This window comes from Bacillus sp. UNC69MF (assembly GCF_000746035.1).
GTDB classification, from domain to species: Bacteria; Bacillota; Bacilli; order Bacillales; family Bacillaceae; genus Bacillus; species Bacillus velezensis.
On the sequence record NZ_JQKM01000012.1, the window covers coordinates 24,254 to 48,306 of the forward strand.

Here is a 24,053-nt window from a genome sequence, read left to right on the forward strand (position 1 = left end):
CTCAGCTATTCAGCTTTGTCAGCTTCAATCGTAATGATATGATGGCTGTCGATTTCTTTTACCGTAAATGTGTAGCCTTCAAAATCAATGGTGCTTCCGGGCTTCGCGTCAATATGCTGAGTAAGAAACCAGCCTCCGAGTGTATCGACTTGATCAGCCGTAATCTCTGTTCCGAGTAAATCATTGACGTCACTGATCAGCAATTTGGCGTTCAGGAGATAGCGGTTCTTCCCAAGCTTTTGAACGGAAGGTGTTTCGTCCGTATCAAATTCGTCGCGGATTTCGCCGACGATCTCTTCAATGATATCTTCCGCCGTTACTAATCCCGCGGTTCCGCCGTACTCATCAATGAGAATGGCCATATGGGCGTGTTCCCGCTGCATTTTAACGAATAATTGATAAATCGGAATCGTCTCAATCACATGGATCGCCGGCTGGATGTAAGGGCCGAGTTCGTGTTTTGTAAACGCCGCTCCTTCTGACAGGAATCTGAATAAAACTTCTTTAATATTGATGATGCCGACTACATGATCTTTATCTCCTTTTACTACGGGATACCGGGTATATTTATTTGTTTTGATAATGTCCCGGAGCATATGTCCCGATCCGCTGTCTAACGGCAGGCTCACCATTTCATTCCGGGGCACCATAATTTCTTTGGCAGTGCGCTTATCAAATGTAAAAATGTTATTTACGTAATGCAGCTCGCTTTTTTTGATCATGCCGCTTCGATAGCTTTCGGCAAGGAGCACCCGCAATTCCTCTTCCGTATAAGCCATTTCATGTTCGGAAGCAGGCTTCAAGCCGAACATGGCTGTAATCAGGCGTGCGGAATGATTGAGCAGCCAGATGAACGGAAACATTAACTTATAAAACAAAATCATCGGTCTGGCAGATAAAAGTGTAATCCGCTCGGCTTTTTGGATAGCAAAACTTTTCGGGGCGAGTTCGCCGATGACGACATTCACATATGTAACCAGCAGAAAGGCGATGATTAATGACAGTACTTGGGCAACCGCTTCGTGAACTCCGGTTTTTAAAAATAACGGCTGAAGCATTGCTTTGACTGTCGGTTCACCCAGCCAGCCGATCCCCAAAGCGGTGACGGTGATGCCCAATTGGCACGCCGATAAATATTCATCGAGGTGTGTAATGACATGCTTGGCTGCTTTTGCTCCTTTTACATCTTCCTCAATGAGCTGATTAATGCGGGAGCGCCTTGCTTTAACGATTGAAAACTCTATGGCGACAAAACACGCCGTTAATAAAATAAATAGTACGATGGCAGATAGTTTGATGATATACAATGTAACGCCTTCCGCGAAGGAAGGCTTGCACCTCCCTTTTTTCGGAATAATACCACTGTAGAAAGCTGCTCAAACATCGAACCTGGTTTAGCCTGCTTCATTTACGGTAATAAAACAAGAAAGCGATACTGGAGGATGACAAGAGATGAAGGTACATTCGGGTGCGGACTGGCTGTGGTACCAGCTCGGTCCGCATGAAAAGACAGAAGCGAAAAAAATGATCCATCACAATCACTGGCCGCAATGCGAAAAGTGGTTTGAACATGAAAATCATATAAACTTTCTGCGCTCAGATACAAATGATCAGAATAATGAAGCGGTTTTCGGTTCTTTAATCTATCATCAAGGATTAGATGATGAAAAAAACCATACCGTATTTCACTTTTATATTACGAGAGACTTCTTTTTTACAATTAATTTTGATTTTTCGCTGCTGCGCGGTGTAAAAGAAAAGCATGCCACACAGCAGATTCAAACCTGTGAAAATCCGATTGAAGGCTTTTTTGTTCTGCTGGGAGAGCTGATGAATTCCTATCTGATCGGACTGGATGAATTTGAAGTCAAGCAGCGGACGCTGAAATGGCAGATTCATGATGACAACAGCAAAGGAATCTTGGAAAATGTGCATAAACTGCGCCATGAGCTGTTCATTTGGAAAGGCCTTACACTGGGGGCTCAAAAAGTGGAAATGGCTTTAAAAGAAGCTTTTCTCCCGAAAAATGACAGGCAGAAAGATTACCTCAGAGCTCATCAAAAGATGGAAAGAGGAATTACATATATCAATGAGTTTGATCAGGAACTGAGCAATCTGCTGCACGCCGAGGAAGTCATTACCTCCCAAAGAGGAAATGAAATTGTGAAAGCCTTGACGATCTTTACAACTCTCTTTACACCGATGACGGCGCTTGGAGCTCTCTGGGGGATGAACTTTGATAACATGCCGGAGCTTCATTGGAAATATGCGTATATTTGTTCCATCGTGCTCATTATTGTATCAACCCTGCTGATTTATATTTATCTGCGGCAGAAAGGCTGGACAGGGGACATTTTGAAGGAGCATCAAAAAAAATATTTGCGGAAAGAAAAGAAACGCTAAGAAGAGCAGGCATACGCCTGCTTTTTTTGATGGCTGAAAATGGCCGAATGGTTCCGGATTTCATTCGGTAAATCAATGTCAGGGGGCTTATTTTTATTTTTTTACGTTTTACACACTGTAAAACGCATAATCTCTCCTTTGCCGGCTTTTGTGTATCTGATTTACAATACGTGCGGAAGGAGGGAAGTCTTGTGAAAAATATAGAAACATACAGCAGGAACATCATAAACGAGGCCTATACGGCAAGGGCTTCAGATATACACATTGTGCCGAGAGAAAGGGATGCTTTCATTCATTTTCGCATCGGCCATGCTCTTGTGAAAAAAAGAGTCTTAAAAAAAGAGGAATGCGTAAGGCTTATTTCTCATTTTAAGTTTTTATCGGCCATGGATATAGGAGAAAGACGTAAGCCGCAAAACGGGTCATTGTCTCTGCCGCTTCCGACGGAAACCGTTCATTTGAGAATGTCAACCTTGCCGACAATGAATGATGAAAGTCTTGTCATCAGGCTTTTGCCTAAGCGGCAGATTCCCCCTCTGGATAAATTGTCCTTATTTCGGGGGGCGGGCGCCGCATTATTGTCCTTTCTGAAGCATTCGCACGGCCTGCTTCTGTTTACCGGCCCCACCGGATCTGGAAAAACGACCACTCTTTACTCGCTTGTCAACTATGCAAAAAGGCATTTCAACCGGCGTATTGTCACGCTTGAAGACCCCGTAGAAACAAGAGATGAGGATGTGTTGCAAGTTCAGGTGAATGAAAAAGCCGGAGTCACATATTCCGCCGGTTTAAAAGCGATTTTAAGACATGATCCCGATATGATCATCTTAGGGGAAATCAGGGATGCCGAGACGGCTGAAATCGCAGTCCGCGCGGCCATGACGGGACACCTCGTTCTTTCAAGCCTGCATACAAGAGATGCTAAGGGCGCCATATACAGGCTGCTGGAGTTCGGCGTGAACATGACAGAAATTGAACAAACCGTCATTGCCATTGCCGCTCAGCGTCTGGTTGATTTAACATGTCCGTTCTACAAAGAGGAAAACTGTTCCGTGTACTGCCGGATGTACAGGCAGACACGCCGTGCGGGCATTTATGAACTGCTCTACGGGAAAAACCTCACCCAATGCTTTCAGGAAGCAAAGGGAGAGCACGCCAATTTTCAATATCAGACGCTCCGCAGGCTGATCAGAAAAGGAATCGCGCTCGGCTATGTCACGACCGACAATTACGATCGGTGGGTGTATCATGAAGCGGATTAAACGAACCTGGCCGTTGAAGGATCAAGCGGCTTTTTTGAAAAGGCTCGGTGAAATGACGGAAAAAGGATACAGTCTGATTGAAGGGCTCAGACTGCTGCAACTCCAGCTGCATAAACGTCAGCTTGCAGAGCTGACGGACGGAATCCGCCGGCTGAGGGAAGGTGATGCGTTTTACCAAGTGCTTGAGGCACTGTCTTTTCATAAAGAAGCCGTCTCTATCTGCTATTTCGCGGAGAAACACGGGGAATTGCCGGGGGCGATGAAACAAAGCGGCGAATTATTACAGAGAAAGCTCATGCAGACGAATCAAATCAAAAAAATGCTCCGGTATCCGATGTTTTTAATATCTTCCGTCTGTGTCATGTTTTATATTCTGCAAAGTTTAATTATTCCGCAGTTTGCTGGGATTTATCAATCAATGAATATGAATACATCCGGTACGACTGCTTTCATCTTTGCGTTTTTTCGGCATTTTCATGAAGCCTGCGCACTGGCGCTGTCCGCCGCTTTCTGCTTGTTTTTGTACGTTTGGTTCTTATGTAAAAAAAAATCCCCGCAAGATAAAATGCTGATTGTTGTGAAAATACCCCTCTTAGGAAAAGCGGCCGTTCTTTTTAACAGCTACTTTTTCTCTTTACAGCTCAGCAGTCTTCTGAAATCCGGCCTTTCTATCTATGACAGCTTAACAGCTTTTAAAGAACAATCTTTTCTGCCTTTTTATCGTGAAGAAGCAGAGATGCTCATTACACGTCTGAAAGCCGGAGAAACCATAGAATCCGCTCTTTCCGGGCATCCGTGTTATGAAAAAGACCTTGCGGCTGCAGTCAGCCACGGACAGGCAAACGGCCTGCTTCACCGCGAACTTTATACGTACAGCCAGTTTATGATGGAGCGTCTTGAACAAAACGCGGCGAAGTATACCGGCATTCTCCAGCCTGTCATTTACGGTGTTGTGGCCGGTATGATTTTAATTGTCTACATGTCAATGCTGATGCCGATGTACCAGATGATGAACCAAATGTAAGGGAGTGCTTCGTCTGAAAAATCAAGATGGATTTACTTTAATTGAAATGCTGATCGTTTTATTTATCGTTTCCATTCTGCTTTTAATCACCATTCCTAACGTTACAAAACATAATCAAAGCATTCAGCATAAAGGCTGTGAAGGACTGCAGAATATGGTGAAAGCCCAAGTGACGGCGTACGAAATCGATCATGAAGGTAAAATGCCGGATATGAACGATTTACAATCAGAGGGGTATATCAAAAAGAATACAGCCTGCCCGAATGGTAAACAGATCTTAATTAGTGGCGGAGAAGTTACAGTTGAACAATAACAGGCGGACAGAAAATGGGTTTACCCTTCTTGAAAGCCTGATTGTGTTAAGCCTGGCGTCCGTCCTGCTGACGGTTTTGTTCACGACGGTTCCGCCGGCCTACACCCACCTTGCCGTGCGGCAAAAAACAGAACAGCTCCAAAAAGATATTCAGCTTGCTCAGGAAACGGCTATCGCAGAACATAAAAGAACAAAAATCACTTTTCTTCCAAAAGAGCATAAATATAAACTGCAGTCAGGCGGAAGGATTGTCGAGCGTTCCTTTGATTCGCTTCACATTACACTTGTGACTTTACCGGAGAGCCTTGAATTTAACGAAAAAGGCCATCCGAATTCGGGAGGAAAGATTCAATTGAAGAGCGCCGGGTTCACCTATGAGATCACAGTTTACTTAGGGAGCGGAAATGTCCATGCTAAACGGAAATAAGGGGTTCTCTACTATTGAAACACTATCAGCAATGGCCATTTGGCTGTTCCTTATGACGTCTATCATTCCGGTCTGGACGGGCATGCTGACTGATGGTCTGAAAATAGAAGATCGCCATGAAGCGTACCAGCTTCTTCAGAAACATATCAGCACTTATATGATGACCGGAAAAAAGCCGCCGTCTCCCGGTGTGAAGTGGAAGGAGGATGGTGAGTATTACAAAGTGTGTACGGCTGACCGCAGCGAAAAAGAAATGTGCCTCAGCATTCTCAAAACAGACTGGCTTTACGCTTCTTAATGTTTTGTTCTCCTTGGCAGTCTGTCTTTTCCTATCAGGCACCTTGGGCCCGATTTTACATCTGTTTTTATCAAACCGGACCGATAACGGCGGATTAGACAGCCGGGAGCATCAAATTGCCGTTCAGCAGATCATGAACGAATGTAAACAGGCTGAGACTGTGAAGCCGGCGGACGGCGGACGGGCGTTAGCATGCCGGAAAACAGGAGGCGAAGAAGTGCGTTTTGAAATTTATCATAAGATGATAAGGAAAAGAGTAAACGGAAAAGGCCACGTGCCGATCCTGCAAAACGCGGCATCATTAACGGCTGATGTGAAAAACGGCCTGCTCTTATTAGAGATCTCAAGCGTTGCAGGTAAAAAGAATCAGGCGGTCATTCCGGTTTACAGCTTTTTTAAAGGTGATTAAATGTACAAATCTGACGGTTTTATATATCCCGCGGTTCTGTTTGTTTCTGCCGCAGTTTTACTTGTCATCAGCTATACTTCATCTGATTTCATCACCCGAAAAACATTTGCAAAAGAGGCCGGGGAGTACTGGACCGGAGAGAACCTGCTCCAAAACGGCGCGCTGCTGTCAAGCCGCCATATGACACAGGGACAAAGGGTCCAAACTGGTACACAGCGTTTTCCGTATGGCACCGTTTCTTTTCACATCACGGGGAGTGATCGGCGGGAAACGGTTCAGGTTACAATTCAGGCGGAAACCACGACAGGAACGAGACGGGAGGCTCACCTTTTGTTCGATCAGAAGAAGAAACAGCTGATTCAATGGACGGAAGTATAAAAAAGAGGCGGCGGGACAACACTTCATAGTAAAGACAGCACTATGAGGTGAGAGCCGTGAAAACAAATGATTATGTAAAATATATGACTGAGCAATTCGTTAAATATTTCGATACGCCGAAACAGGAACGGAGAGAGCGAAAAGAAGTGCGGAAAGAAAAGAAAGTGCCGGCTTCTCAGCACTGGTTCGGAATATTGCCGTATAGTTTTAAGCTGTGGATGCAGCGGAAAAAATAAAGTGAATCACACGAAAGGTCCTCCTGATACAGGAGGGCCTTATTGGTATTCCTCAATGACGGCAATTTTATTTACCTTTTGGCTGTAGGGATTAAAAGAAATCGTAACAAACACGCCAAATTCTTTTTCGCCATCCCGCAATGTCAAGTGGTATTGCTTGACTGCTTCGTCCGTTCTTTTCCGATCCCACACCTTTTGAATAAATAACGTTTGGGCGAGCGGATATCTTTTTTTAGCTTCCTTTTCTGCTAACTTTTCCCATTTTGATTTATGGTGAACAGCATAATAAGGCACCGTTTCCGCCTGAGCTGTTCCTGAAACCCCGAAAACAAGAAGAGAAAGGCAAATCAGACTTTGTTTGATCATCATTCTTCGTCCTTTCGCTGTATATACTTTCCATTTTGTTCTAGGCACCTCGTTATTTTCTCACGTTTTATTAGAAAAAATTCCAAAAAGGTGTGTAATTTGAAGCAAAACGCTGTTTTTAAAAGATACCATTCTCAAAAACGAACAATTTGACCGATTTTGACATTTTTCAAGACGATAATCCTTGATTATACTTTGTTCATACAGTTCTTTAAAGAGAACGGTTGTCATATTTATTAACAGTTTTACAGGGGGTAAGGCATGTTCCGATTGTTGCGAATGGAAAAAAAGGGCAAGGTGAGATGGCGGATGATGCTATTTTTACGGCTTTCGTTCATTTTTTGCCTGTCCGTGACGATATGTGCTCAGTTCACAGGTGATACAAGTTCCTCCTTCAATGATGTGAAAAGCTTCAGTCTCCAGGTTCAAACGTGCGGAGATTTTCAATATACGGATGACGATTGCCGTTATGACGAACGCTGGGATCAAAGTGATTTACATATAACAAATCAAACTGATACGTCAGGCACCGTGTGTGCGCCGCTTCAGCTCTATGCCGAGCTGGAGAATAAGGGAAAAGAGCGGACTGTTTCTGACTGGAAATGGGAGCTCCATAAAATTGCTTCTCAGCAGCAGCCTTTACGAAACGGCAATGTTGTGGATAAAGGGCTTATTACTGATAAAAAAAGCAAAACGATTTATAAAATTGAGTCAAAGCGGTCTTTGCAGCCGGGCATATACGCATTCAAGGTTTACAAGCCTGAAGGGTATCCGGCGGACGAAGAAAAATTTGAGTGGTCAAAACCGATGAAACTCGTCAAATGCCGGGAACAGGCGACCGTTTCCGATCTAAAGAAAACGGAGAAAGAGCCGGCTGAGCCGGTAAAAGAAAGCGGGGAAGAACATGAAAAAAACGCTGAAACTGATCAGTAATATTTTGTATGCCGTCATCTTCAGCTTGATTATTGTGCTGACGTTAACGGTGATTTCGACCCGGGCTTCCGGGGGTGAGCCGGCCATCTTCGGCTATACGCTGAAATCCGTGCTGTCGGGTTCAATGGACCCGGAATTTAAGACGGGTTCGCTCATAGCGGTAAAGAAAATTTCTGACGTGAATGACTTAAAAAAAGGGGATGTGATCACCTTTACCCAAGATGACGGAACAGCCGTCACACACAGAATAATCGGGATCACAAAAAAGGACGGGAGCCTGCTGTTTGAGACAAAAGGGGACCATAATGCCGCCCCGGATGCCGCACCCGTTCAAGCTGAAAAAGTGGCGGCCCAGTATACGGGATATCAGCTTCCGTATGCCGGATATGTCATACATTTGGCCAGCCAGCCGATCGGAACGGCGATTCTGTTAATCGTTCCCGGCGTCATGCTTTTGATTTACTCAATAACAGTCATTGTCAGCGCCCTCCGCGATATTGAGCGGAAAACGAAAGCGCTGGAAGAACATGCGAAAAAGGGAACCATCTCTACATGAATACGGTTGCAACCTGGCGACAGGATTTGATAACAAAAATAAAAAGTAAGGGGAGAGTACAGACATGGGTATGAAAAAGAAATTAAGCTTGGGCGTTGCCTCAGCCGCACTCGGTTTAGCATTAGTAGGAGGAGGCACATGGGCCGCATTTAATGATGTGAAGTCGACAGACGCTACATTTGCGTCAGGAACACTTGATTTATCGGCTAAAGAACAATCAGCCAATGTCAATTTGTCAAACTTAAAACCAGGTGATAAATTGACGAAAGATTTTGAATTCAGAAACAACGGTTCACTTGCCATTAAAGAAGTGCTGATGGCTTTGAATTTTACTGACTTTAAAGGAGCAAAGAAAGGAAATGAATCTGCGGAGGATTTCCTCAGTCAGTTTGAAATTACGGTTCTGACAGTCGGTAAAGAAGGGGGCAACGGCTATCCTAAAAATATCATTTTGAAGGCGGCCAGCCTGAAAGACTTATACTTAATGTCAACAAAACAGGATAAAGCAGCTGCCGAAGCGATCAGCAAGCACATTGATCCGAAATTCCTGAGTGAGAGCGGAAAAGTCAATGTAGCAACCATTAACGGCAAAACAGCTCCTGAGTACGACGGAGTTCCGAAAACGCCTGCTGATTATGACCAGGTGAGAATGGAAATCCAATTTAAAAATGACACCGCAAAAACTGCGGACGGATTAAGTGTGCAAAACAAGTTCCAAGGCAATGCGATTTCTCTTCAATTCTCTTTTGAAGCAACGCAATGGAACGGCTTGACCATTACGAAAGATCATACGGATAAAGACGGTTACGTCAAGGAAAATGAAAAGGCTCACAGTGAGGATAAAAACTAATCCGAAAGTCGGACAGTTAAAAGAGGAGTTGTGCACATATGGCGGCACTACTCCTCTTTTTGCGCTTTTCTCCATTTTTGATAATCTAAAAATTCACGAAATTGTTTTTTTGATACCCCGGATGTCATCGCATCGCGAACTAATTTCTCCCATTCACTATCTAATTGACCATCGTATTCGGTTTCATGTTTTTCATCAAGTAAAGTATGAACCGAGACGTCCAGAACAGCGGAGACTTTTTCGAGAAATTGAATGGAGGGGTTCGTCTGTAAATTTCGTTCTATTGAGCTTAAATAAGACTTCGCTACCCCAGCTTTTTCAGCTAGTTCTGATAGTGAGTAGCCTTTTTCTTTTCGGTATTGTTTAATACGCTGGCCAATCAATGTCATCACCTTCCTTGTGATATTATAGCACATTCAGAAAGGATTTACGGTATGACTTCTGGCTGCCTGGATATGTTGAGAAGACTTTTTATGCGAAAGCAGGTATTTGCGTATTTCTTCTAGGCTGATATTTGCTTTTTGGGCTTCTAATATCAGCTCAACCCATTCCTTATCTAATTGCGAAAATTCCATTTTTGCATTTTTCATGCATTTTCTCCTCCTAAAATACTTGTTTATGTATTTCAGCCAATCCGCCCATGACCTTATCTTTACATGTCTGGAAGTGATTCATCGCATGCGAAACGCCAGAAATTTTTTCTATATACTTTTATTATAATATAGAATTTCCAGAAAAAACGGGAAAGGTGTCGAATGGATAACGCTTATCCAGAAAAATTACTTTGCAGGAAAAATAAACCGCCGTTTTCAATCTGAATGTGAATGTTCGGCTGATATAAGGCTTTCAGCGCTTGTTTTTCCAAATGGTATTCCTCAGGTTTTTCCTCTGTCTGCTCATAAAACTGATCGAGCAGCCTGAGGTCCTTTTTCCATCTGGCGATCGCGCTGTCAGCCCAGTCTGACGGCTCTTTGGCGGCAGCGTCTTTTAAGTAATGCTCCATTCTTTTAATTCCGCTTTCCGGCTTAATCATCGGCGATATGGTAAAGCAATAGTCTGATATTTGCGAGGTCAGCGGAAGCGGTGCAAGCTTCTGCTGAAACCCTTCTATAATTGTTCCAGATACAAGATGCAGGCCTAAAGACAAAAGTCTGTCTTTTTTCATGTCGGATTGGTATGAAATCACTACATTTAATCCAAGCCAGGGCTGAAGCGGCACTCTGGCTCCGGCTGATACAATTTTCTCATATATTCTTGTAAATCTCCCATTTTGTTTAACTGCTTGAAAGATTTGAAAGAGGCGCGGGGCTCCAAAGTAAATAAATTCGCCGTCCATATCCTCCGGAGCCGTTTCTTTATCAGTGATGAACGTGATCTTCATCGGGTTCGGTTCGCCGCCCGTTTTTTCACGCCAATGCCAATAAAACGGGCGGTTCATAATTTGTTTGTCCATCTCGACCGTCAACTGAACCGTCATAAAACCCGGCCCGTGTTCTGTAATCGGACAGTGGTTCGCTTCAAAAAAGCGCAGTAAAAATTCGTGAACCTCCTGCTGTCTCATGTCGCGCTTCCTCCTTTTAGATTAAGATCCTTTTTTTCTGGCGGGCTTTTCCGTACCGTACGACAGAAAAGAGGTGAGATTGTCCATTTTGATTCTCATTTCTTCCTCTGTCAGCGAATGGCATAAAATATCATGCAAATGGTCTTCAAAATTGCTCACTTTGATTTTTGTTAAGATGTCATCTAATTCTCCGACGACATTTTCAAATAAATGAATTTTGTCATACAGAAGTTTTAAGATATGCTCTTCCACCGTATGTTTTGTCGCCATATTGTAGATATGAACATCTCTTTCCTGACCGAGTCTGTGAATCCTTCCGATTCTTTGTTCAAGCCGCATCGGGTTCCACGGGAGGTCATAATTGATAATATGGTTGCAGAATTGCAGGTTGATCCCTTCGCCTCCGGCTTCTGTAGCGATCAGCACCTGCACTTTGCCGCGGAAGAGATCCTTCATCCAGTCTTTTTTTCCGCGTTTAAATCCGCCTCTGAACGGAACGGAGCTTATGCCGTTCTGCTGAAGGAACCATTGCAGGTAAATCTGTGTCGCCCTGTATTCAGTAAAAATAATGACTTTATCATTAATCTTTTGGATCAAGTCAACAACTTGAATCGCTTTTGAGTTTTGCGTGACTTGATTGATGCGGTCCATTAAATTAGCGATCGTCTGATCATCGAATGCGGGCGCTTGTTTGTCTTTTTGGTCAAGCATTTTTTTGAGCGTCATATACACGGCTTCCCTGCTTGAACAGCATTCTCTTTGCAGCGTCATAATGGAAAATGCGCTTGCGGGCTTTTCCGTGCCGTTTTTCAGTGCGACGATGTCATCGTAAAGCGCCTGTTCCGTCGGTGAAAAGGTGATCGGCACTGTTTCCACGTGGCGCTTCGTCCATGTAAGGCCGGTGTCGCTCCGCGTGTTGCGGATCATCACCTTATTGACGAGTTCTTTCAAATGCTCATGAGCGTCAATCCCGTCCTTCTGATTGAAGGTTTCTTGAAATCCGCTTTCGTTTCCTAAATGGCCGGGCTTTAACAGTGACACTAAATTGAAGATTTCTTCGATCCGGTTTTGAATCGGCGTTGCCGTCAAAAGCAGGCAGTATTTCTTCACAAGACTTCTCGCAAATTCATAATTTTTCGTTTTGCTGTTTTTGAGCTTGTGCGCCTCGTCAATAATGACGAGATCATACGGAATAGAAAGGACAATGTCTTTGTGAGGCGAGCGTTTGGCCGTATCAATAGAAGAAACGACGATATCGCACTGTTCCCACACATAGCTTTTCTTCTGTTCAACAGCGGGTATTAAAAACTTCTCCTGAAGCTCTTTCACCCACTGGGAAACGAGTGATGCCGGCACAAGAATCAGGATTTTTTTGGCCAGCCCGCGAATCATATATTCTTTTAAAATCAGGCCCGCTTCCACCGTTTTTCCGAGCCCCACTTCATCAGCCAAAATCGCCTTGCCGTTCATTTTTTCAACGACTTTCTGCGCGACCTCAAGCTGATGGGGAAGCGGAGTGAAATCGGGCAGGTATAAAGGAGCCCTCAATCCTTCAAATTCAGGAATGGCAAGGGTCTGCTGGACTTCAGCCGACAGTTTGTACATCTCCCAATTTGACCAGGGACCGTCCGTTTTCAGCCGCTCAGAAAACTCTCCCGGCCAGTTTGCATCAAATATGATCTCTGCTGTCATATGTAACAAAACCGCCTTTCTTTTAAAAAACTGATTTATCATAATTTTTGTTGCCGGACGTAAATGAGGGTGGTAGGATATAAGTAATGATTTCACTAAAAGATATTGCTTTAGTATGTCCATAAAATTGGTAAATATGAGCGAATGACAGCAAGGGGAGAGACTCGGACGAAAGATGGGCGTCCGGGCGCCGAAGGAGCAAACTGCGGAGTGAATCTCTCAGGCAAAAGAACTCTTGCTCGACGCAACTCTGGAGAGTGTCTGCACTTAGAAGAAGCAGGCCACCAAAGGGGACGTCTTTATGATATGTTCATAAAGTAAACTTTCAGGTGCCGGGACAGAGAAACCTTCATTTTCATGAGGTGTTTCTCTGTCCTTTTTTATATGTTTTTACAATGCGCCAATGACTGAAGGGGGAAGATGATGCTGAAACGAACACCGCTTTATGACGTGTATAAAGAATACGGCGGAAAAACGATTGATTTTGGAGGATGGGAGCTGCCGGTTCAATTTTCTTCTATTAAAGAGGAGCATGAAGCCGTCCGCACAAAAGCGGGCCTGTTTGATGTGTCCCATATGGGGGAAGTTGAAGTATCCGGTAAAGACGCCCTGTCTTTTCTCCAAAAAATGATGACAAATGACGTTGCCGATTTAAAGCCGGGAAACGCGCTTTATACCGCCATGTGTTATCCTGACGGCGGTACGGTGGATGACTTGCTGATCTATCAGAAAAGCGAGAGCTGCTATCTGCTCGTGATTAACGCGTCTAATATTGAAAAGGACATCGCTTGGCTGACGGAACATACGGAAGGCGATGTCACGCTGACGAATCAGTCTGACGGGATTTCACTGCTTGCCGTTCAGGGGCCGAATGCTCAGTCGGTTCTTACGAAGCTGACTGAATGTGATTTGTCCTCCTTAAAGCCGTTTACGTTTATTGACGAGGCGGACGTTGCCGGACGACAAGTCCTGCTTTCAAGAACAGGCTATACCGGTGAAGACGGATTTGAGTTATATTGCCGCAATGAAGATGCGGTTCATCTATTTAAGGAGATACTTGCAGCGGGAGAGCATGAAGGCCTCGTTCCGTGCGGCCTCGGCGCCCGTGATACGCTGAGATTTGAAGCGAAGCTTGCTTTATACGGTCAGGAATTGACGAAAGATATTACACCGATTGAAGCCGGAATCGGATTTGCCGTGAAACACAAGAAAGATTCCGATTTTTTCGGGAAGTCTGTATTGCGCGAACAGAAAGAAAAAGGAGCCCCGCGAAAGCTGGTCGGACTTGAGATGATTGAAAAAGGGATTCCGAGACACGGGTACGCCGTGAAAAAAGACGGTGTTCCGATCGGTGAAATCACGACAGGCACGCAATCTCCGACTTTAAAGAAAAATATCGGCCTTGCCTTAATCAAAACGGAATTCAGTGAAGTCGGAACGGAAGTAGAAGTGGAAATCCGTAAAAAAACGGTAAAAGCGAAGATTGTCCGCACACCGTTTTATAAACGTCCAAAACAGAGCTGAAAAAGGAGAGTCATATGAAGCATCGATATTTGCCCGCGACAGAACAGGATAAAAAAGAAATGCTGAAAGCCATCGGCGCAGAAACAATTGATGAACTGTTTGCCGATATTCCGGAAAATGTACGGTTTCAAAAAGACTACCGCATTAAACAAGCAAAGTCAGAAACTGAGCTGACGAGAGAGCTGACGAAGCTTGCGGCGAAAAATAAAGACGCTGTTACATATGCATCTTTTCTAGGCGCAGGAGTGTACGATCACTACCAGCCGGTTATCGTCGATCATGTGATATCCCGATCAGAGTTTTACACGGCATATACGCCTTACCAGCCTGAAATCTCACAAGGAGAGCTGCAGGCGATTTTTGAATTTCAAACGATGATCTGTGAATTAACGGGAATGGATATCGCAAACTCCTCTATGTACGACGGGGGAACGGCGCTGGCGGAAGCGGCGATGCTTGCGTCGGGACATACGAAAAAGAAAAAAATCGTTATTTCCGCAGCCGTTCATCCGGAATCGCGGGATGTTTTGAAAACATACGCAAAGGGCCAATATATTGAGGTTGTAGAGGTGCCCGCGAAAAACGGCGTCACAGATCTTGAAGCATTGGAACATGCCGTTTGTGATGAAACGGCCGCCGTGATCGTCCAGTATCCGAACTTCTTCGGACAAATCGAGCCGTTAAAGGACATTGAGCCGCTCGCACATAAAGGAAACAGCCAGCTGATTGTTTCTTCAAACCCGCTCGCGCTCGGTATTTTGAGACCGCCCGGGGCATACGGAGCTGATATCGTCGTCGGGGACGCGCAGCCTTTCGGCATACCTGCGGCGTTCGGCGGCCCGCACTGCGGCTATTTTGCAGTAACGAAAAAACTGATGAGAAAGGTGCCGGGCCGGCTTGTCGGCCAAACGGAGGATGAAAACGGGCGAAGAGGTTTTGTTCTCACTCTTCAGGCGCGCGAGCAGCATATCAGAAGAGACAAAGCCACGTCTAACATTTGTTCAAATCAGGCGCTGAATGCTTTAGCGGCTTCAGCCGCGATGACGGCGCTCGGAAAAAACGGCGTCAAAGACATGGCCCGCCAAAATATATTGAAAGCTGATTACGCGAGACGCCAAGCGGAAAAAGCCGGCTTGCACGTAGCATTTGACGGCCCGATATTTAATGAATTTGCCGTCAGGCTGAATCTTCCCATCAAGGAAGCAAACCGGCGGCTCCTGCAAGACGGCATAATCGGCGGATATGACTTAGGCCTTGCGTATCCGGAACTGAATCAGCATATGCTCATTGCCGTCACAGAGCTGAGAACAAAAGAAGAGATCGATTCGCTTATTGCGGGATTGGGGGATCAACATGAATAATCAAGATCAGGCGCTTATTTTTGAAATGTCCCGCGAAGGGCGTATCGGTTACAGCCTTCCGGAGCTTGATGTGCCGGAAACAGAGCTTGAAAGCCTTCTTCCCGGTGACTATATCCGCGATGAAGACGCAAAGCTGCCGGAAGTATCAGAGCTCGATATTATGCGGCATTATACCGCTCTTTCTAAGAGGAACCACGGAGTTGATTCAGGCTTTTATCCGCTCGGCTCCTGTACGATGAAATACAATCCGAAATTAAATGAAAAAATTGCCCGGATCGCAGGTTTTTCCGCTATTCATCCGCTTCAGGACGAGGACACGGTTCAGGGGGCGCTTGAGCTTTTATACGATTTAAGCGGACACTTGGAGGAGATTACGGGCATGGATGAGGTGACGCTGCAGCCTGCGGCGGGCGCTCACGGCGAATGGACCGGCCTGATGATGATCCGCGCCTATCACGAAGCGCGGGGAGACTTCGGACGGACGAAGGTGATTGTCCCTGATTCAGCCCACGGTACGAATCCGGCATCCGCCACGGTCGCCGGTTTTGAAACGATTACCGTCAAGTCAAATGAGCACGGGCTGGTTGACATTGAAGATTTGAAAAGAGCGGTAAACGAAGAAACAGCGGCGCTGATGCTGACGAATCCGAACACCCTCGGGTTATTTGAGGAAAACATTACGGAAATGGCTGAAATCGTCCATCAGGCCGGCGGAAAGCTTTATTATGACGGAGCGAATTTAAATGCCGTTTTAAGTAAAGCAAGACCGGGAGATATGGGATTTGACGTCGTTCACCTTAATCTGCATAAAACATTTACCGGGCCGCACGGCGGGGGAGGACCTGGCTCAGGGCCGGTCGGAGTGAAAAAAGAATTCATTCCGTATCTGCCGAAACCCGTTCTCACGAAAAAAGAGGGCCGTTTGACTTTTGACTATGACCGGCCGCAGTCGATCGGGCGCGTAAAACCTTATTACGGCAACTTCGGCATTAATGTCAGAGCCTACACGTATATCCGTTCCATGGGGCCTGACGGCTTAAAAGCTGTGACCGAAAACGCGGTTTTAAATGCAAATTATATGATGAGAAGACTCGCGCCTTATTATGATCTCCCGTATGACCGTCATTGCAAGCATGAATTTGTGTTATCGGGAAGAAGGCAGAAAAAGCTCGGCGTACGAACGCTTGATATTGCCAAACGGCTTTTGGATTTCGGCTATCATCCGCCGACTGTGTATTTTCCTCTCAATGTTGAAGAAAGCATCATGATCGAACCGACGGAAACGGAATCAAAGGAAACGCTAGATGCGTTTATAGATGCCATGATTCAAATTGCGCGGGAAGCGGAGGAATCGCCTGAAATCGTTCAGGAAGCGCCGCATACAACAGTTGTCAAAAGAATGGATGAAACCAAGGCGGCAAGAAAGCCGGTTTTAAAGTACGAACATACACCTGATGTCAGCCGCTGACACGGTGTAAAAAAAGAGCTGTCCGTTTTATACGGAAGCTCTTTTTTTATGATTAGTTTTTTGCTTTAATTTTTCCGCCCCATTTTTTAAATCCGCCTTTCAGGTTGTAAATATCTTTACAGCCGTGTTTGCGGAGCGTCTGTGCCGCGCGTCCGCTGCGGACATTGTTTTGGCAGTACAGATAAACGGGTTTATCAGGACGGATTTCACTTTTGCGCTGTTTCAGCTGTGACAGCGGAATGTTGCGCGCGCCGAGAATATGGCCGCCTTCAAATTCATTCGGTTCGCGGACGTCAATCAGCTGCGCTTTTCTGTAGCCCGCGCGGAATTCCTCTTCCGTAAGTGTTTTCATTAAACGCTGCTGGTAAAAATACGACACGATCATATAAACGATAAACGCCGCAACAATAATTAAAGCAATCATATTAGACAATGCGATTCTACTCCTTTAGCTTATAAAATCAAAGCCCTGCTTCCTGAAAACAAGGCTTACCGGACGTTTTGGGACAAATACTATTATAGTAAAGCATGAAGCGATTGTCATCCTTAATGAAACGAAATATTTTTCATTTTCAAGGCAGTTTGTTAAACTGATTTTATTAAAACGATAAAGAAGGGTTCAGTGTATGGAAAAAGAAACATGGCGGTTTATTGACTCAGGGAATGAAAGCCCGGCATTTAACATGGCGCTGGATGAAGCGCTTTTATATTGGCACAGCCAAAAAAAAATTCCTCCGGTGATCCGTTTTTACGGCTGGAATCCGGCAACTTTGTCTGTCGGGTATTTTCAAAATATTAAGAAGGAAATTAACTTTGACGCAGTACATAAACACGGCCTCGGGTTTGTCAGAAGACCGACAGGCGGACGGGGTGTTCTGCATGATAAAGAATTGACATACAGTGTAATCGTTTCAGAGGATCACCCGGAAATGCCGGCCACGGTGACAGAGGCGTACCGGGTGATTTCAGAAGGTATTCTGCAGGGATTCAGAAACCTTGGACTTGATGCCTGCTTTGCGATTCCGCGAACGGAGAAAGAAAAAGAAAGCTTGAAAAATCCGCGCTCGTCCGTCTGCTTTGATGCGCCTTCGTGGTATGAACTGGTCGTCGAAGGACGGAAAGTTGCCGGAAGCGCACAGACACGCCAAAAAGGCGTCATTCTTCAGCACGGTTCCATCCTGCTTGACATTGATGAGGATAAGCTGTTTGATCTGTTTTTATATCCGAGCGACAGAGTCCGTGAACGCATGCAGCGGAATTTCAAAAACAAAGCGGTAGCCATCAACGCCTTAGCGCCGAAACGGGTAACGATGGATGAGGCCAGAATCGCTTTTAAAGCCGGTTTTGAGGAAGGGCTGAACATACATCTTGAGCCCTACACACTCACGTCTGAAGAGCTTGCATTTGTCAATGAGCTGGCTGAGACGAAATACGCGTCCGATGAATGGAATTATAAGCGCTGATAAGGCTTGACAGACCGGAAGCATCCTTGTTTTTTCATGACCGTTAGTGTAAACTTGTAATGGTTTATAAAGTTAAGGTGCTTTTTGGGAGGGTTACTTATGACAACACCAAGTATGGAAGATTATATTGAACAGATTTATATGCTGATAGAAGAAAAAGGATATGCACGGGTTTCTGATATCGCGGAAGCTTTGGCAGTCCACCCCTCCTCTGTAACGAAAATGGTTCAAAAACTAGATAAAGACGAGTATTTGATTTATGAAAAATATCGCGGGCTCGTATTGACGTCAAAAGGCAAAAAAATCGGCAAACGCCTCGTATACAGACACGAATTGCTTGAGCAGTTTTTAAGAATCATTGGTGTTGATGAAGAGAAGATTTACAATGATGTTGAAGGAATCGAACATCATCTGAGCTGGAACAGCATTGACCGCATCGGCGACCTCGTTCAGTATTTTGAAGATGACGAAAGCCGGAAAAAAGAATTGAAATCCGTACAGAAAAAAACCGAAAATCCCGGTGAATAAAGGGCAGCCCGAAATGGGGCGCCCTTTTTTTAATGTCTTCATTCTTTGGTCTATTTCGCCCAGCCGTTTCTTAAAATAATAATACACCTTGAGATGGAAGGGAGAGGGCGCGCTATGCAGATTGACGGCGTATTTTCGGGCGGGGGGATAAAAGGGGTGGCGCTTGCCGGCGCTTATGAAGCGCTGGAAGAAAAGGGCTTTCGCTTTGAAAGGCTCGCCGGAACAAGCGCCGGCGCAATTATTGCCGCATTTATCGCTGCGGGCTATACGAGCAGAGAGGTTCATTCCATCATAGATGAGGTGGACGGAAGGCAATTGCTTGATCAGAGATACTCATTCCTCCCGCTGAAAATCCTGCGGTGGGTGTCGATATATTGGCGCCTCGGACTATACAGAGGCGATATGCTGGAAAAATGGATTGCGGATAAATTAAAAGCGAAGGGCATCATCGCGTTCGGCGATTTGAAAAAAGGCTCGCTCCGTCTCATCGCTTCAGATCTGACGAACGGAACGATGATCGTGCTTCCTGACGATCTTCCCCGCTACGGATTAAATCCGGAGATGTTCCCGGTTGCCAGAGCCGTCAGAATGAGCTGCAGCATTCCTTATTTTTTTGAACCGATAAAACTGAAGACAGAAAAAGGCAGCTCAACGGTTGTTGACGGCGGCGTGTTAAGCAATTTCCCGATTTGGCTGTATTCAAAAGAACGCAAACGGCCGGTCATCGGAATTTCGCTTTCGCCAAACGAAAAAGAGCGCCCGAAAAAATCAATCCGCAACGCTTTTGAGCTGTTCGGGGCTTTGTTTGAAACGATGAAAGACGCTCATGATGCCAGGCATATCGCGACAAAGTACGAACAGAATATTATTTTTATTCCGGTGGAACATGTGATGGCGACGGAGTTTCATCTCACACCGCAAAAAAAACTAGCTCTCATTGAGCTAGGAAAAAGCAGAACAGAGCAATTTTTGAAGCAATGGAGCTATTAAAAAAGCGCTCTGTTTTTCTTTTTATTCTTTTTGCCTTCTATGACGGTAAGCTGGGTCTGGCTTTTTTTCTTAAGAATCATCGGCTTCGGTCTGCTACTGCTCGGCACGCTCCGCAAATGGCTGACCCGGCCTCTGTGTCCGGCGCGGTGCTTCGCTTTTTGCTCCTTCATTCGGAGCCGCGATTGTCTGGCCGCTTTTCTGAAAGCGGTTCCGTCACGACCGGTGCGGCGGTTCAGGACCGTCCTCACGATAAAATAAATTATGATGCCTGCGATAATAACGGTGATCGCTCTTGAAATCATCTGCCCGGGGTTGGTTACCGCCGCATAAATGAAACCGAATGCGCCAAGCGCTATCAATACAGCAAAAAAAGGTTGTACACGATGATTCATAACTGCCCACCTCCAAAATAATAACGGTAACGGTTCAGATTACGTTGTGAGACGGTTTTTCGCTCTGTTCTGAAATGTCTTCCAGTCTGAGAAGCTCGTTAAAGCTTTCTATGGCAACCTCGACCTGGTCATCCGCCGGTTCCTTTGTCGTTAAAAGCTGCAGCCACAGGCCGGGATAACCGAGCACTTTCAAAACGGGGATATTCCGCACTCTGTTCGTCAGCTGGAGCACTTCAAAGGAGATGCCGAGAACGACCGGTATAAGCGCAATCCTGTCTAAAATCCGCACCCAAAGCGGATCTGTCGGAACGAGTAAATAGATGAACATGCCGACAATGATCGTAAATAAAATAAAGCTTGAACCGCAACGGTAATGAAGCCGTGACTGTTTCTGAACATTTTCTATTGTAATTGGCAAATTCTGTTCATAACAGTTTATGACCTTATGTTCGGCTCCATGATATTGAAACACTCTTTTAATTAACGGCGTCATTGATAAAAAATAAATGTAGCCGAGAAGCAGAATAAGCTTAAACAGACTTTCGATTCCGATCTGCGCGGCGTCTGAGGAAAATACGGGCCTTACAAGCTCCGCTAAGAAGACCGGGACGAGCGTAAAAACGAATTTGCTGAACAAAAACGACAGAACGCCGATCACCGCCAGGCTGAAAAACATCGATAAGCCCGAACCTTTCTTATCTTCCTGCTCCAGCTTTGCGTCATCTTGAGGATCAAGCCCGTAACGTTCGCTGGAAAAGTTTAAATGCTTTGTGCCGTTGGCGCTCGCCTCAATGATGGCGACGATTCCCCGCAAAAAAGGAATCTTTTTTAAAGCCGAAAGCTTGGCGTTCGGCACTCTCGGAAGCTTGAAAAAATCAATGCTTCCGTCATTCCTGCGGATGGCGGTAACATAATTTTTTCTGCCGCCGAACATGACCCCTTCAACGACAGCCTGCCCGCCGTAAGCAGGGGGCGTTTTTTGTTTGGACATTGTTTATCAACCTGCCTGTTTTTTTAGGATTTACTAACCATTTCCTTTCACTCTATTGTACAGGAAACCGCGGTAAACCTCTAGTTAGACAGCCGGAAAATCAATGCTTTTTCTACATGCAGTATACCCCGTTTCTTTAGATTTTACTCATTGAATGAAAATATGGCGCAGCTTTTTATGACTTTTCAATTTTGGGGCAGTCTATGACTGGAGGTGCCATGATGACAAGCGAAAAACATTCAGAACAGGAAGAAAAAAAGAAGCAGGATGATGATCAGCAGCCTGTTTCATTTACCGGCAGAATTTGCGGTATCGGATTTGCCGGCGGTGTATTTTGGAGTTTGATCGGCTATCTCGGGTATGTCTTTCATTTTTCAGAGATCAGCCCCAATATGATTCTTCAGCCGTTTATGATCGGAGAATGGAAAAAACAATGGCTCGGCACGATGGTCAGCATCGTTGTCATCGGATTCATTTCAATTGCCGGGGCGTTTATTTATTTCGTCTGCCTGAAACGTTTTAAAACCATGTGGCCGGGGATGGTGTACGGCGTCATTTTATGGTGTGCGGTTTTTTTCTTATTCAATCCGATTTTCGAAGATGTGAAATCCGTCACTGAATTGAAATCAGATACAATCGTGACGACGCTTTGCCTTTACATTCTGTACGGTTTGTTTGTCGGCTACTCAATTTCCTTCAACTACAATGAACTTACGTCAGACAAGCTTGCAAGGGCGCTTGGCAACAAGTGAATAAGTGTATAATCCCTGTCCGGTATGGTAAAATGTTCACGAGAAGTGAACATTTTTTATGCTGAAAACCGGGCGGGGATGCTCCCGCGTTGTCAGGCGGCAGTCAAGAATCGGCGAGGAGGAGAAAGGGAATGAAACTTGAGAAATTGCGAAATCTTTTCGGTCAGCTGGATATAGACGGAATGTTGGTGACAAGCTCCGCCAATCTGCAGTATATGACGGGATTTACGGGTTCGTCAGGCCTTGCGGTCATATCGAAAGAACGTGCGGCATTTATCACGGATTTCCGTTACACCGAGCAGGCGAAGACGCAAGTGAAGGGTTTTGACATTATCGAGCACGGCGGAAGCTTAATCCAAACGGCTGCGGATACGATTCTTGAGTACGGCATTAAAAAACTCGGCTTCGAGCAAAACAGCATGACGTACGGAACATATGCATCCTACCAAGCGGTGCTGCAGGAAGCGGAGATGGTTCCCGTCGCGGATTCCGTTGAAAAGTTGCGCTTGATTAAGTCAAGTGAAGAGATTAAGATATTAGAGGAAGCTGCGAAGATTGCGGATGATGCGTTTGAACATATTCTGACGTTTATCAAACCGGGCATCTCAGAGATTTCAGTTGCAAACGAGCTTGAATTTTATATGAGACGTCAAGGAGCAGACGGCTCTTCCTTTGATATGATCGTCGCCTCGGGAGTCAGATCCAGCCTTCCCCACGGAGTGGCAAGCGGCAAATTGATTGAAAAGGGAGACTTGGTCACGCTCGATTTCGGCGCTTATTATAAAGGCTATTGTTCTGATATCACACGCACCGTCGCGGTCGGAGAGCCAAGTGATAAACTGAAAGAGATTTATCAGGTCGTATACGATGCCCAAGCGCTTGGTGTCCTGCATATTAAACCCGGCATGACGGGAAAAGAAGCGGACGCCCTAACGAGGGATCACATCACCGCAAAAGGCTACGGACAGTATTTCGGCCATTCGACAGGACACGGGTTTGGAATGGAAGTCCATGAATCACCGGGGCTGTCTTTCAGGTCATCGGCCGTTCTTGAGCCGGGCATGGCGGTAACGGTTGAGCCGGGCATATACATACCGGAAGTTGGGGGCGCAAGAATCGAAGATGATATCATCATCACTGACGACGGCAACCGGACAATTACGCATTCCCCTAAAGAATTAATTATTTTGTGATCGGAATATAGGAGGACATCAAACATGATTTCAGTTAACGATTTTCGTACAGGACTAACGATTGAAGTAGACGGCGGCATTTGGCGCGTCGTTGACTTCCAGCACGTAAAGCCGGGAAAAGGAGCGGCATTTGTCCGTTCTAAATTGCGTAACCTCCGCACGGGCGCTATTCAGGAGAAAACATTCCGTGCAGGTGAAAAAGTCGCGAAAGCTCAAATCGAAACAAAAACGATGCAGTATCTTTATGCCAACGGCGATCAGCACGTGTTCATGGATACAAGCTCATATGAACAGCTTGAATTGAACGAAAACCAAATCGAAGAAGAATTGAAATATCTTCTGGAAAATATGTCTGTGCACATCATGATGTATCAGTCTGAAACGCTCGGTATTGAACTGCCGAACACAGTTGAACTGAAAGTTGTTGAAACAGAGCCGGGAATTAAAGGCGACACGGCGTCAGGCGGCACAAAACCTGCCAAAACGGAAACAGGTCTTGTCGTAAACGTACCGTTTTTCGTGAACGAAGGCGATACGCTGGTTGTAAATACATCAGACGGCTCTTACGTGTCAAGAGCGTAGTCAAAGAAATTCGGAGTCTGCTCCTTTTACGGGGCAGGCTTTTTTTGCGTTCTGCCTGAATCTTTCTTCTATATGAAAATAGTGAGACTACTTCCGTCAGC

At 45.4% G+C, this 24,053-nt stretch carries 30 protein-coding genes and 1 riboswitch; of the genes, 21 read left to right on the plus strand and 9 right to left on the minus strand.

Going from position 1 to position 24,053, the window contains the following annotated elements:
- Positions 1-5: 5 nt before the first annotated feature.
- Positions 6-1,307, minus strand: coding sequence for a hemolysin family protein (locus BR62_RS0109150; protein ID WP_032870599.1), 1,302 nt, complete (start codon positions 1,305-1,307; stop codon positions 6-8).
- Positions 1,308-1,452: 145 nt separating this feature from the next.
- Between BR62_RS0109150 and BR62_RS0109155 the strand changes: the two genes are divergently transcribed.
- The 9 genes from BR62_RS0109155 (at position 1,453) to BR62_RS0109195 (ending at position 6,750) form a co-directional block, all read left to right on the plus strand.
- Complete coding sequence (locus BR62_RS0109155) at positions 1,453-2,403, plus strand: magnesium transporter CorA family protein (RefSeq protein WP_032870601.1); 951 nt, start codon at positions 1,453-1,455, stop codon at positions 2,401-2,403.
- 191 nt (positions 2,404-2,594) lie between these two features.
- Positions 2,595-3,665 carry a competence type IV pilus ATPase ComGA gene (gene comGA, locus BR62_RS0109160; protein ID WP_032870603.1) on the plus strand — a complete coding sequence of 357 codons (1,071 nt, stop codon included), beginning with the start codon at positions 2,595-2,597 and terminating at the stop codon, positions 3,663-3,665.
- Entirely contained in the window at positions 3,652-4,689 is a 1,038-nt protein-coding gene (gene comGB, locus BR62_RS0109165; protein WP_032866436.1) for a competence type IV pilus assembly protein ComGB, read from the plus strand. The genes comGA and comGB overlap by 14 nt, the downstream gene beginning before the upstream one ends.
- 4 nt (positions 4,690-4,693) lie before the next feature.
- A complete protein-coding gene (comGC, locus tag BR62_RS0109170) occupies positions 4,694-5,002 on the plus strand; it encodes a competence type IV pilus major pilin ComGC (RefSeq protein ID WP_003153087.1) in 309 nt (102 codons plus the stop codon).
- Positions 4,992-5,429, plus strand: a complete 438-nt coding sequence (gene comGD / locus BR62_RS0109175) for a competence type IV pilus minor pilin ComGD (protein WP_012117983.1) — start codon at positions 4,992-4,994, stop codon at positions 5,427-5,429. The genes comGC and comGD overlap by 11 nt, the downstream gene beginning before the upstream one ends.
- Entirely contained in the window at positions 5,413-5,727 is a 315-nt protein-coding gene (comGE, locus tag BR62_RS0109180) for a competence type IV pilus minor pilin ComGE (RefSeq protein ID WP_007408323.1), read from the plus strand. Before comGD ends, comGE begins: the two co-directional genes overlap by 17 nt.
- A complete protein-coding gene (gene comGF, locus BR62_RS0109185) occupies positions 5,636-6,136 on the plus strand; it encodes a competence type IV pilus minor pilin ComGF (protein ID WP_258566475.1) in 501 nt (166 codons plus the stop codon). The genes comGE and comGF overlap by 92 nt, the downstream gene beginning before the upstream one ends.
- Entirely contained in the window at positions 6,137-6,514 is a 378-nt protein-coding gene (gene comGG / locus BR62_RS0109190) for a competence type IV pilus minor pilin ComGG (RefSeq protein ID WP_007408325.1), read from the plus strand.
- Positions 6,515-6,570: 56 nt separating this feature from the next.
- Positions 6,571-6,750, plus strand: coding sequence for a YqzE family protein (locus tag BR62_RS0109195; RefSeq protein ID WP_003153093.1), 180 nt, complete (start codon positions 6,571-6,573; stop codon positions 6,748-6,750).
- A gap of 39 nt (positions 6,751-6,789) precedes the next feature.
- Here BR62_RS0109195 and BR62_RS0109200 read toward each other — a convergent pair whose 3' ends face one another.
- Positions 6,790-7,119, minus strand: a complete 330-nt coding sequence (locus tag BR62_RS0109200; protein WP_020954231.1) for a DUF3889 domain-containing protein — start codon at positions 7,117-7,119, stop codon at positions 6,790-6,792.
- Between the two features lie 258 nt (positions 7,120-7,377).
- On the opposite strand from BR62_RS0109200, the gene tapA reads away from it, so the two are divergent.
- The 3 genes from tapA (at position 7,378) to tasA (ending at position 9,455) form a co-directional block, all read left to right on the plus strand.
- Entirely contained in the window at positions 7,378-8,049 is a 672-nt protein-coding gene (gene tapA / locus BR62_RS0109205; RefSeq protein WP_020954230.1) for an amyloid fiber anchoring/assembly protein TapA, read from the plus strand.
- Complete coding sequence (gene sipW / locus BR62_RS0109210) at positions 8,021-8,605, plus strand: signal peptidase I SipW (RefSeq protein ID WP_007408328.1); 585 nt, start codon at positions 8,021-8,023, stop codon at positions 8,603-8,605. Before tapA ends, sipW begins: the two co-directional genes overlap by 29 nt.
- 64 nt (positions 8,606-8,669) lie before the next feature.
- Positions 8,670-9,455 (plus strand): biofilm matrix protein TasA, encoded by a 786-nt coding sequence (gene tasA, locus BR62_RS0109215; protein WP_007408329.1) that lies wholly within the window; start codon positions 8,670-8,672, stop codon positions 9,453-9,455.
- Positions 9,456-9,502: 47 nt separating this feature from the next.
- Here tasA and sinR read toward each other — a convergent pair whose 3' ends face one another.
- The 4 genes from sinR to BR62_RS0109235 form a co-directional block, all read right to left on the minus strand.
- On the minus strand, positions 9,503-9,838 hold the full coding sequence (gene sinR / locus BR62_RS0109220; protein ID WP_003153104.1) for a transcriptional regulator SinR: 336 nt from the start codon (positions 9,836-9,838) through the stop codon (positions 9,503-9,505).
- Between the two features lie 33 nt (positions 9,839-9,871).
- The gene (gene sinI / locus BR62_RS0109225; RefSeq protein WP_003153105.1) at positions 9,872-10,045 is read right to left on the minus strand and encodes an anti-repressor SinI; all 174 of its coding nucleotides are present in this window, start codon (positions 10,043-10,045) and stop codon (positions 9,872-9,874) included.
- A gap of 176 nt (positions 10,046-10,221) precedes the next feature.
- On the minus strand, positions 10,222-11,016 hold the full coding sequence (locus BR62_RS0109230; protein ID WP_007408330.1) for a YqhG family protein: 795 nt from the start codon (positions 11,014-11,016) through the stop codon (positions 10,222-10,224).
- Positions 11,017-11,037: 21 nt separating this feature from the next.
- Positions 11,038-12,708: a DEAD/DEAH box helicase gene (locus BR62_RS0109235; RefSeq protein ID WP_007408331.1), complete on the minus strand. Its 1,671-nt coding sequence runs from the start codon at positions 12,706-12,708 to the stop codon at positions 11,038-11,040.
- A 144-nt stretch (positions 12,709-12,852) separates the two neighbouring features.
- A riboswitch (glycine riboswitch) is annotated at positions 12,853-12,953 on the plus strand.
- A gap of 178 nt (positions 12,954-13,131) precedes the next feature.
- Between BR62_RS0109235 and gcvT the strand changes: the two genes are divergently transcribed.
- From gcvT to gcvPB, 3 genes are read left to right on the plus strand one after another with little or no spacing between them, the layout of a single operon-like run.
- Positions 13,132-14,232 (plus strand): glycine cleavage system aminomethyltransferase GcvT, encoded by a 1,101-nt coding sequence (gcvT, locus tag BR62_RS0109240; protein ID WP_020956076.1) that lies wholly within the window; start codon positions 13,132-13,134, stop codon positions 14,230-14,232.
- Between the two features lie 14 nt (positions 14,233-14,246).
- Positions 14,247-15,593, plus strand: a complete 1,347-nt coding sequence (gene gcvPA / locus BR62_RS0109245; RefSeq protein ID WP_020956075.1) for an aminomethyl-transferring glycine dehydrogenase subunit GcvPA — start codon at positions 14,247-14,249, stop codon at positions 15,591-15,593.
- Positions 15,586-17,061, plus strand: coding sequence for an aminomethyl-transferring glycine dehydrogenase subunit GcvPB (gene gcvPB, locus BR62_RS0109250; protein WP_022552970.1), 1,476 nt, complete (start codon positions 15,586-15,588; stop codon positions 17,059-17,061). Before gcvPA ends, gcvPB begins: the two co-directional genes overlap by 8 nt.
- Positions 17,062-17,113: 52 nt before the next feature.
- Here the strand turns inward: gcvPB and BR62_RS0109255 are convergent, their stop codons facing one another.
- Positions 17,114-17,494 (minus strand): rhodanese-like domain-containing protein, encoded by a 381-nt coding sequence (locus BR62_RS0109255; protein ID WP_007408335.1) that lies wholly within the window; start codon positions 17,492-17,494, stop codon positions 17,114-17,116.
- Between the two features lie 193 nt (positions 17,495-17,687).
- Between BR62_RS0109255 and BR62_RS0109260 the strand changes: the two genes are divergently transcribed.
- The 3 genes from BR62_RS0109260 (at position 17,688) to BR62_RS0109270 (ending at position 20,042) form a co-directional block, all read left to right on the plus strand.
- The gene (locus BR62_RS0109260; RefSeq protein WP_003153114.1) at positions 17,688-18,524 is read left to right on the plus strand and encodes a lipoate--protein ligase family protein; all 837 of its coding nucleotides are present in this window, start codon (positions 17,688-17,690) and stop codon (positions 18,522-18,524) included.
- A 99-nt stretch (positions 18,525-18,623) separates the two neighbouring features.
- On the plus strand, positions 18,624-19,052 hold the full coding sequence (gene mntR / locus BR62_RS0109265) for a transcriptional regulator MntR (RefSeq protein ID WP_007408338.1): 429 nt from the start codon (positions 18,624-18,626) through the stop codon (positions 19,050-19,052).
- Positions 19,053-19,166: 114 nt separating this feature from the next.
- Complete coding sequence (locus BR62_RS0109270) at positions 19,167-20,042, plus strand: patatin-like phospholipase family protein (protein WP_032870606.1); 876 nt, start codon at positions 19,167-19,169, stop codon at positions 20,040-20,042.
- Here BR62_RS0109270 and BR62_RS0109275 read toward each other — a convergent pair.
- Positions 20,039-20,434, minus strand: a complete 396-nt coding sequence (locus tag BR62_RS0109275; RefSeq protein WP_007408340.1) for an SA1362 family protein — start codon at positions 20,432-20,434, stop codon at positions 20,039-20,041. The two genes, BR62_RS0109270 and BR62_RS0109275, sit on opposite strands and share 4 nt — an antisense overlap.
- A gap of 34 nt (positions 20,435-20,468) precedes the next feature.
- On the minus strand, positions 20,469-21,425 hold the full coding sequence (locus BR62_RS0109280) for a DUF1385 domain-containing protein (protein ID WP_007408341.1): 957 nt from the start codon (positions 21,423-21,425) through the stop codon (positions 20,469-20,471).
- A 221-nt stretch (positions 21,426-21,646) separates the two neighbouring features.
- On the opposite strand from BR62_RS0109280, the gene BR62_RS0109285 reads away from it, so the two are divergent.
- From BR62_RS0109285 to efp, 3 genes are all read left to right on the plus strand, one after another.
- Positions 21,647-22,177, plus strand: coding sequence for a YqhR family membrane protein (locus BR62_RS0109285; RefSeq protein ID WP_003153121.1), 531 nt, complete (start codon positions 21,647-21,649; stop codon positions 22,175-22,177).
- Between the two features lie 131 nt (positions 22,178-22,308).
- A complete protein-coding gene (locus BR62_RS0109290; protein ID WP_032870608.1) occupies positions 22,309-23,370 on the plus strand; it encodes a M24 family metallopeptidase in 1,062 nt (353 codons plus the stop codon).
- A gap of 24 nt (positions 23,371-23,394) precedes the next feature.
- Positions 23,395-23,952 (plus strand): elongation factor P, encoded by a 558-nt coding sequence (gene efp / locus BR62_RS0109295; RefSeq protein WP_003153123.1) that lies wholly within the window; start codon positions 23,395-23,397, stop codon positions 23,950-23,952.
- The last annotated feature ends 101 nt before the right edge of the window (positions 23,953-24,053 follow it).

Excerpts from the sequence above, each read along its gene's own strand:
- gcvT (WP_020956076.1), top strand. The coding sequence starts at position 13,132 with ATGCTGAAACGAACACCGCTTTATGACGTGTATAAAGAATACGGCGGA.
- gcvPB (WP_022552970.1), top strand. The coding sequence starts at position 15,586 with ATGAATAATCAAGATCAGGCGCTTATTTTTGAAATGTCCCGCGAAGGG.
- BR62_RS0109235 (WP_007408331.1), bottom strand. The coding sequence starts at position 12,708 with ATGACAGCAGAGATCATATTTGATGCAAACTGGCCGGGAGAGTTTTCT.
- BR62_RS0109270 (WP_032870606.1), top strand. The coding sequence starts at position 19,167 with ATGCAGATTGACGGCGTATTTTCGGGCGGGGGGATAAAAGGGGTGGCG.
- tapA (WP_020954230.1), top strand. The coding sequence starts at position 7,378 with ATGTTCCGATTGTTGCGAATGGAAAAAAAGGGCAAGGTGAGATGGCGG.
- comGB (WP_032866436.1), top strand. The coding sequence starts at position 3,652 with ATGAAGCGGATTAAACGAACCTGGCCGTTGAAGGATCAAGCGGCTTTT.
- BR62_RS0109230 (WP_007408330.1), bottom strand. The coding sequence starts at position 11,016 with ATGAGACAGCAGGAGGTTCACGAATTTTTACTGCGCTTTTTTGAAGCG.
- comGG (WP_007408325.1), top strand. The coding sequence starts at position 6,137 with ATGTACAAATCTGACGGTTTTATATATCCCGCGGTTCTGTTTGTTTCT.
- BR62_RS0109260 (WP_003153114.1), top strand. The coding sequence starts at position 17,688 with ATGGAAAAAGAAACATGGCGGTTTATTGACTCAGGGAATGAAAGCCCG.
- comGE (WP_007408323.1), top strand. The coding sequence starts at position 5,413 with ATGCTAAACGGAAATAAGGGGTTCTCTACTATTGAAACACTATCAGCA.
- gcvPA (WP_020956075.1), top strand. The coding sequence starts at position 14,247 with ATGAAGCATCGATATTTGCCCGCGACAGAACAGGATAAAAAAGAAATG.
- BR62_RS0109285 (WP_003153121.1), top strand. The coding sequence starts at position 21,647 with ATGACAAGCGAAAAACATTCAGAACAGGAAGAAAAAAAGAAGCAGGAT.
- sipW (WP_007408328.1), top strand. The coding sequence starts at position 8,021 with ATGAAAAAAACGCTGAAACTGATCAGTAATATTTTGTATGCCGTCATC.
- BR62_RS0109155 (WP_032870601.1), top strand. The coding sequence starts at position 1,453 with ATGAAGGTACATTCGGGTGCGGACTGGCTGTGGTACCAGCTCGGTCCG.
- BR62_RS0109200 (WP_020954231.1), bottom strand. The coding sequence starts at position 7,119 with ATGATGATCAAACAAAGTCTGATTTGCCTTTCTCTTCTTGTTTTCGGG.
- efp (WP_003153123.1), top strand. The coding sequence starts at position 23,395 with ATGATTTCAGTTAACGATTTTCGTACAGGACTAACGATTGAAGTAGAC.
- sinI (WP_003153105.1), bottom strand. The coding sequence starts at position 10,045 with ATGAAAAATGCAAAAATGGAATTTTCGCAATTAGATAAGGAATGGGTT.
- BR62_RS0109275 (WP_007408340.1), bottom strand. The coding sequence starts at position 20,434 with ATGAATCATCGTGTACAACCTTTTTTTGCTGTATTGATAGCGCTTGGC.
- BR62_RS0109290 (WP_032870608.1), top strand. The coding sequence starts at position 22,309 with ATGAAACTTGAGAAATTGCGAAATCTTTTCGGTCAGCTGGATATAGAC.
- comGF (WP_258566475.1), top strand. The coding sequence starts at position 5,636 with ATGGTGAGTATTACAAAGTGTGTACGGCTGACCGCAGCGAAAAAGAAA.
- tasA (WP_007408329.1), top strand. The coding sequence starts at position 8,670 with ATGGGTATGAAAAAGAAATTAAGCTTGGGCGTTGCCTCAGCCGCACTC.
- mntR (WP_007408338.1), top strand. The coding sequence starts at position 18,624 with ATGACAACACCAAGTATGGAAGATTATATTGAACAGATTTATATGCTG.
- BR62_RS0109280 (WP_007408341.1), bottom strand. The coding sequence starts at position 21,425 with ATGTCCAAACAAAAAACGCCCCCTGCTTACGGCGGGCAGGCTGTCGTT.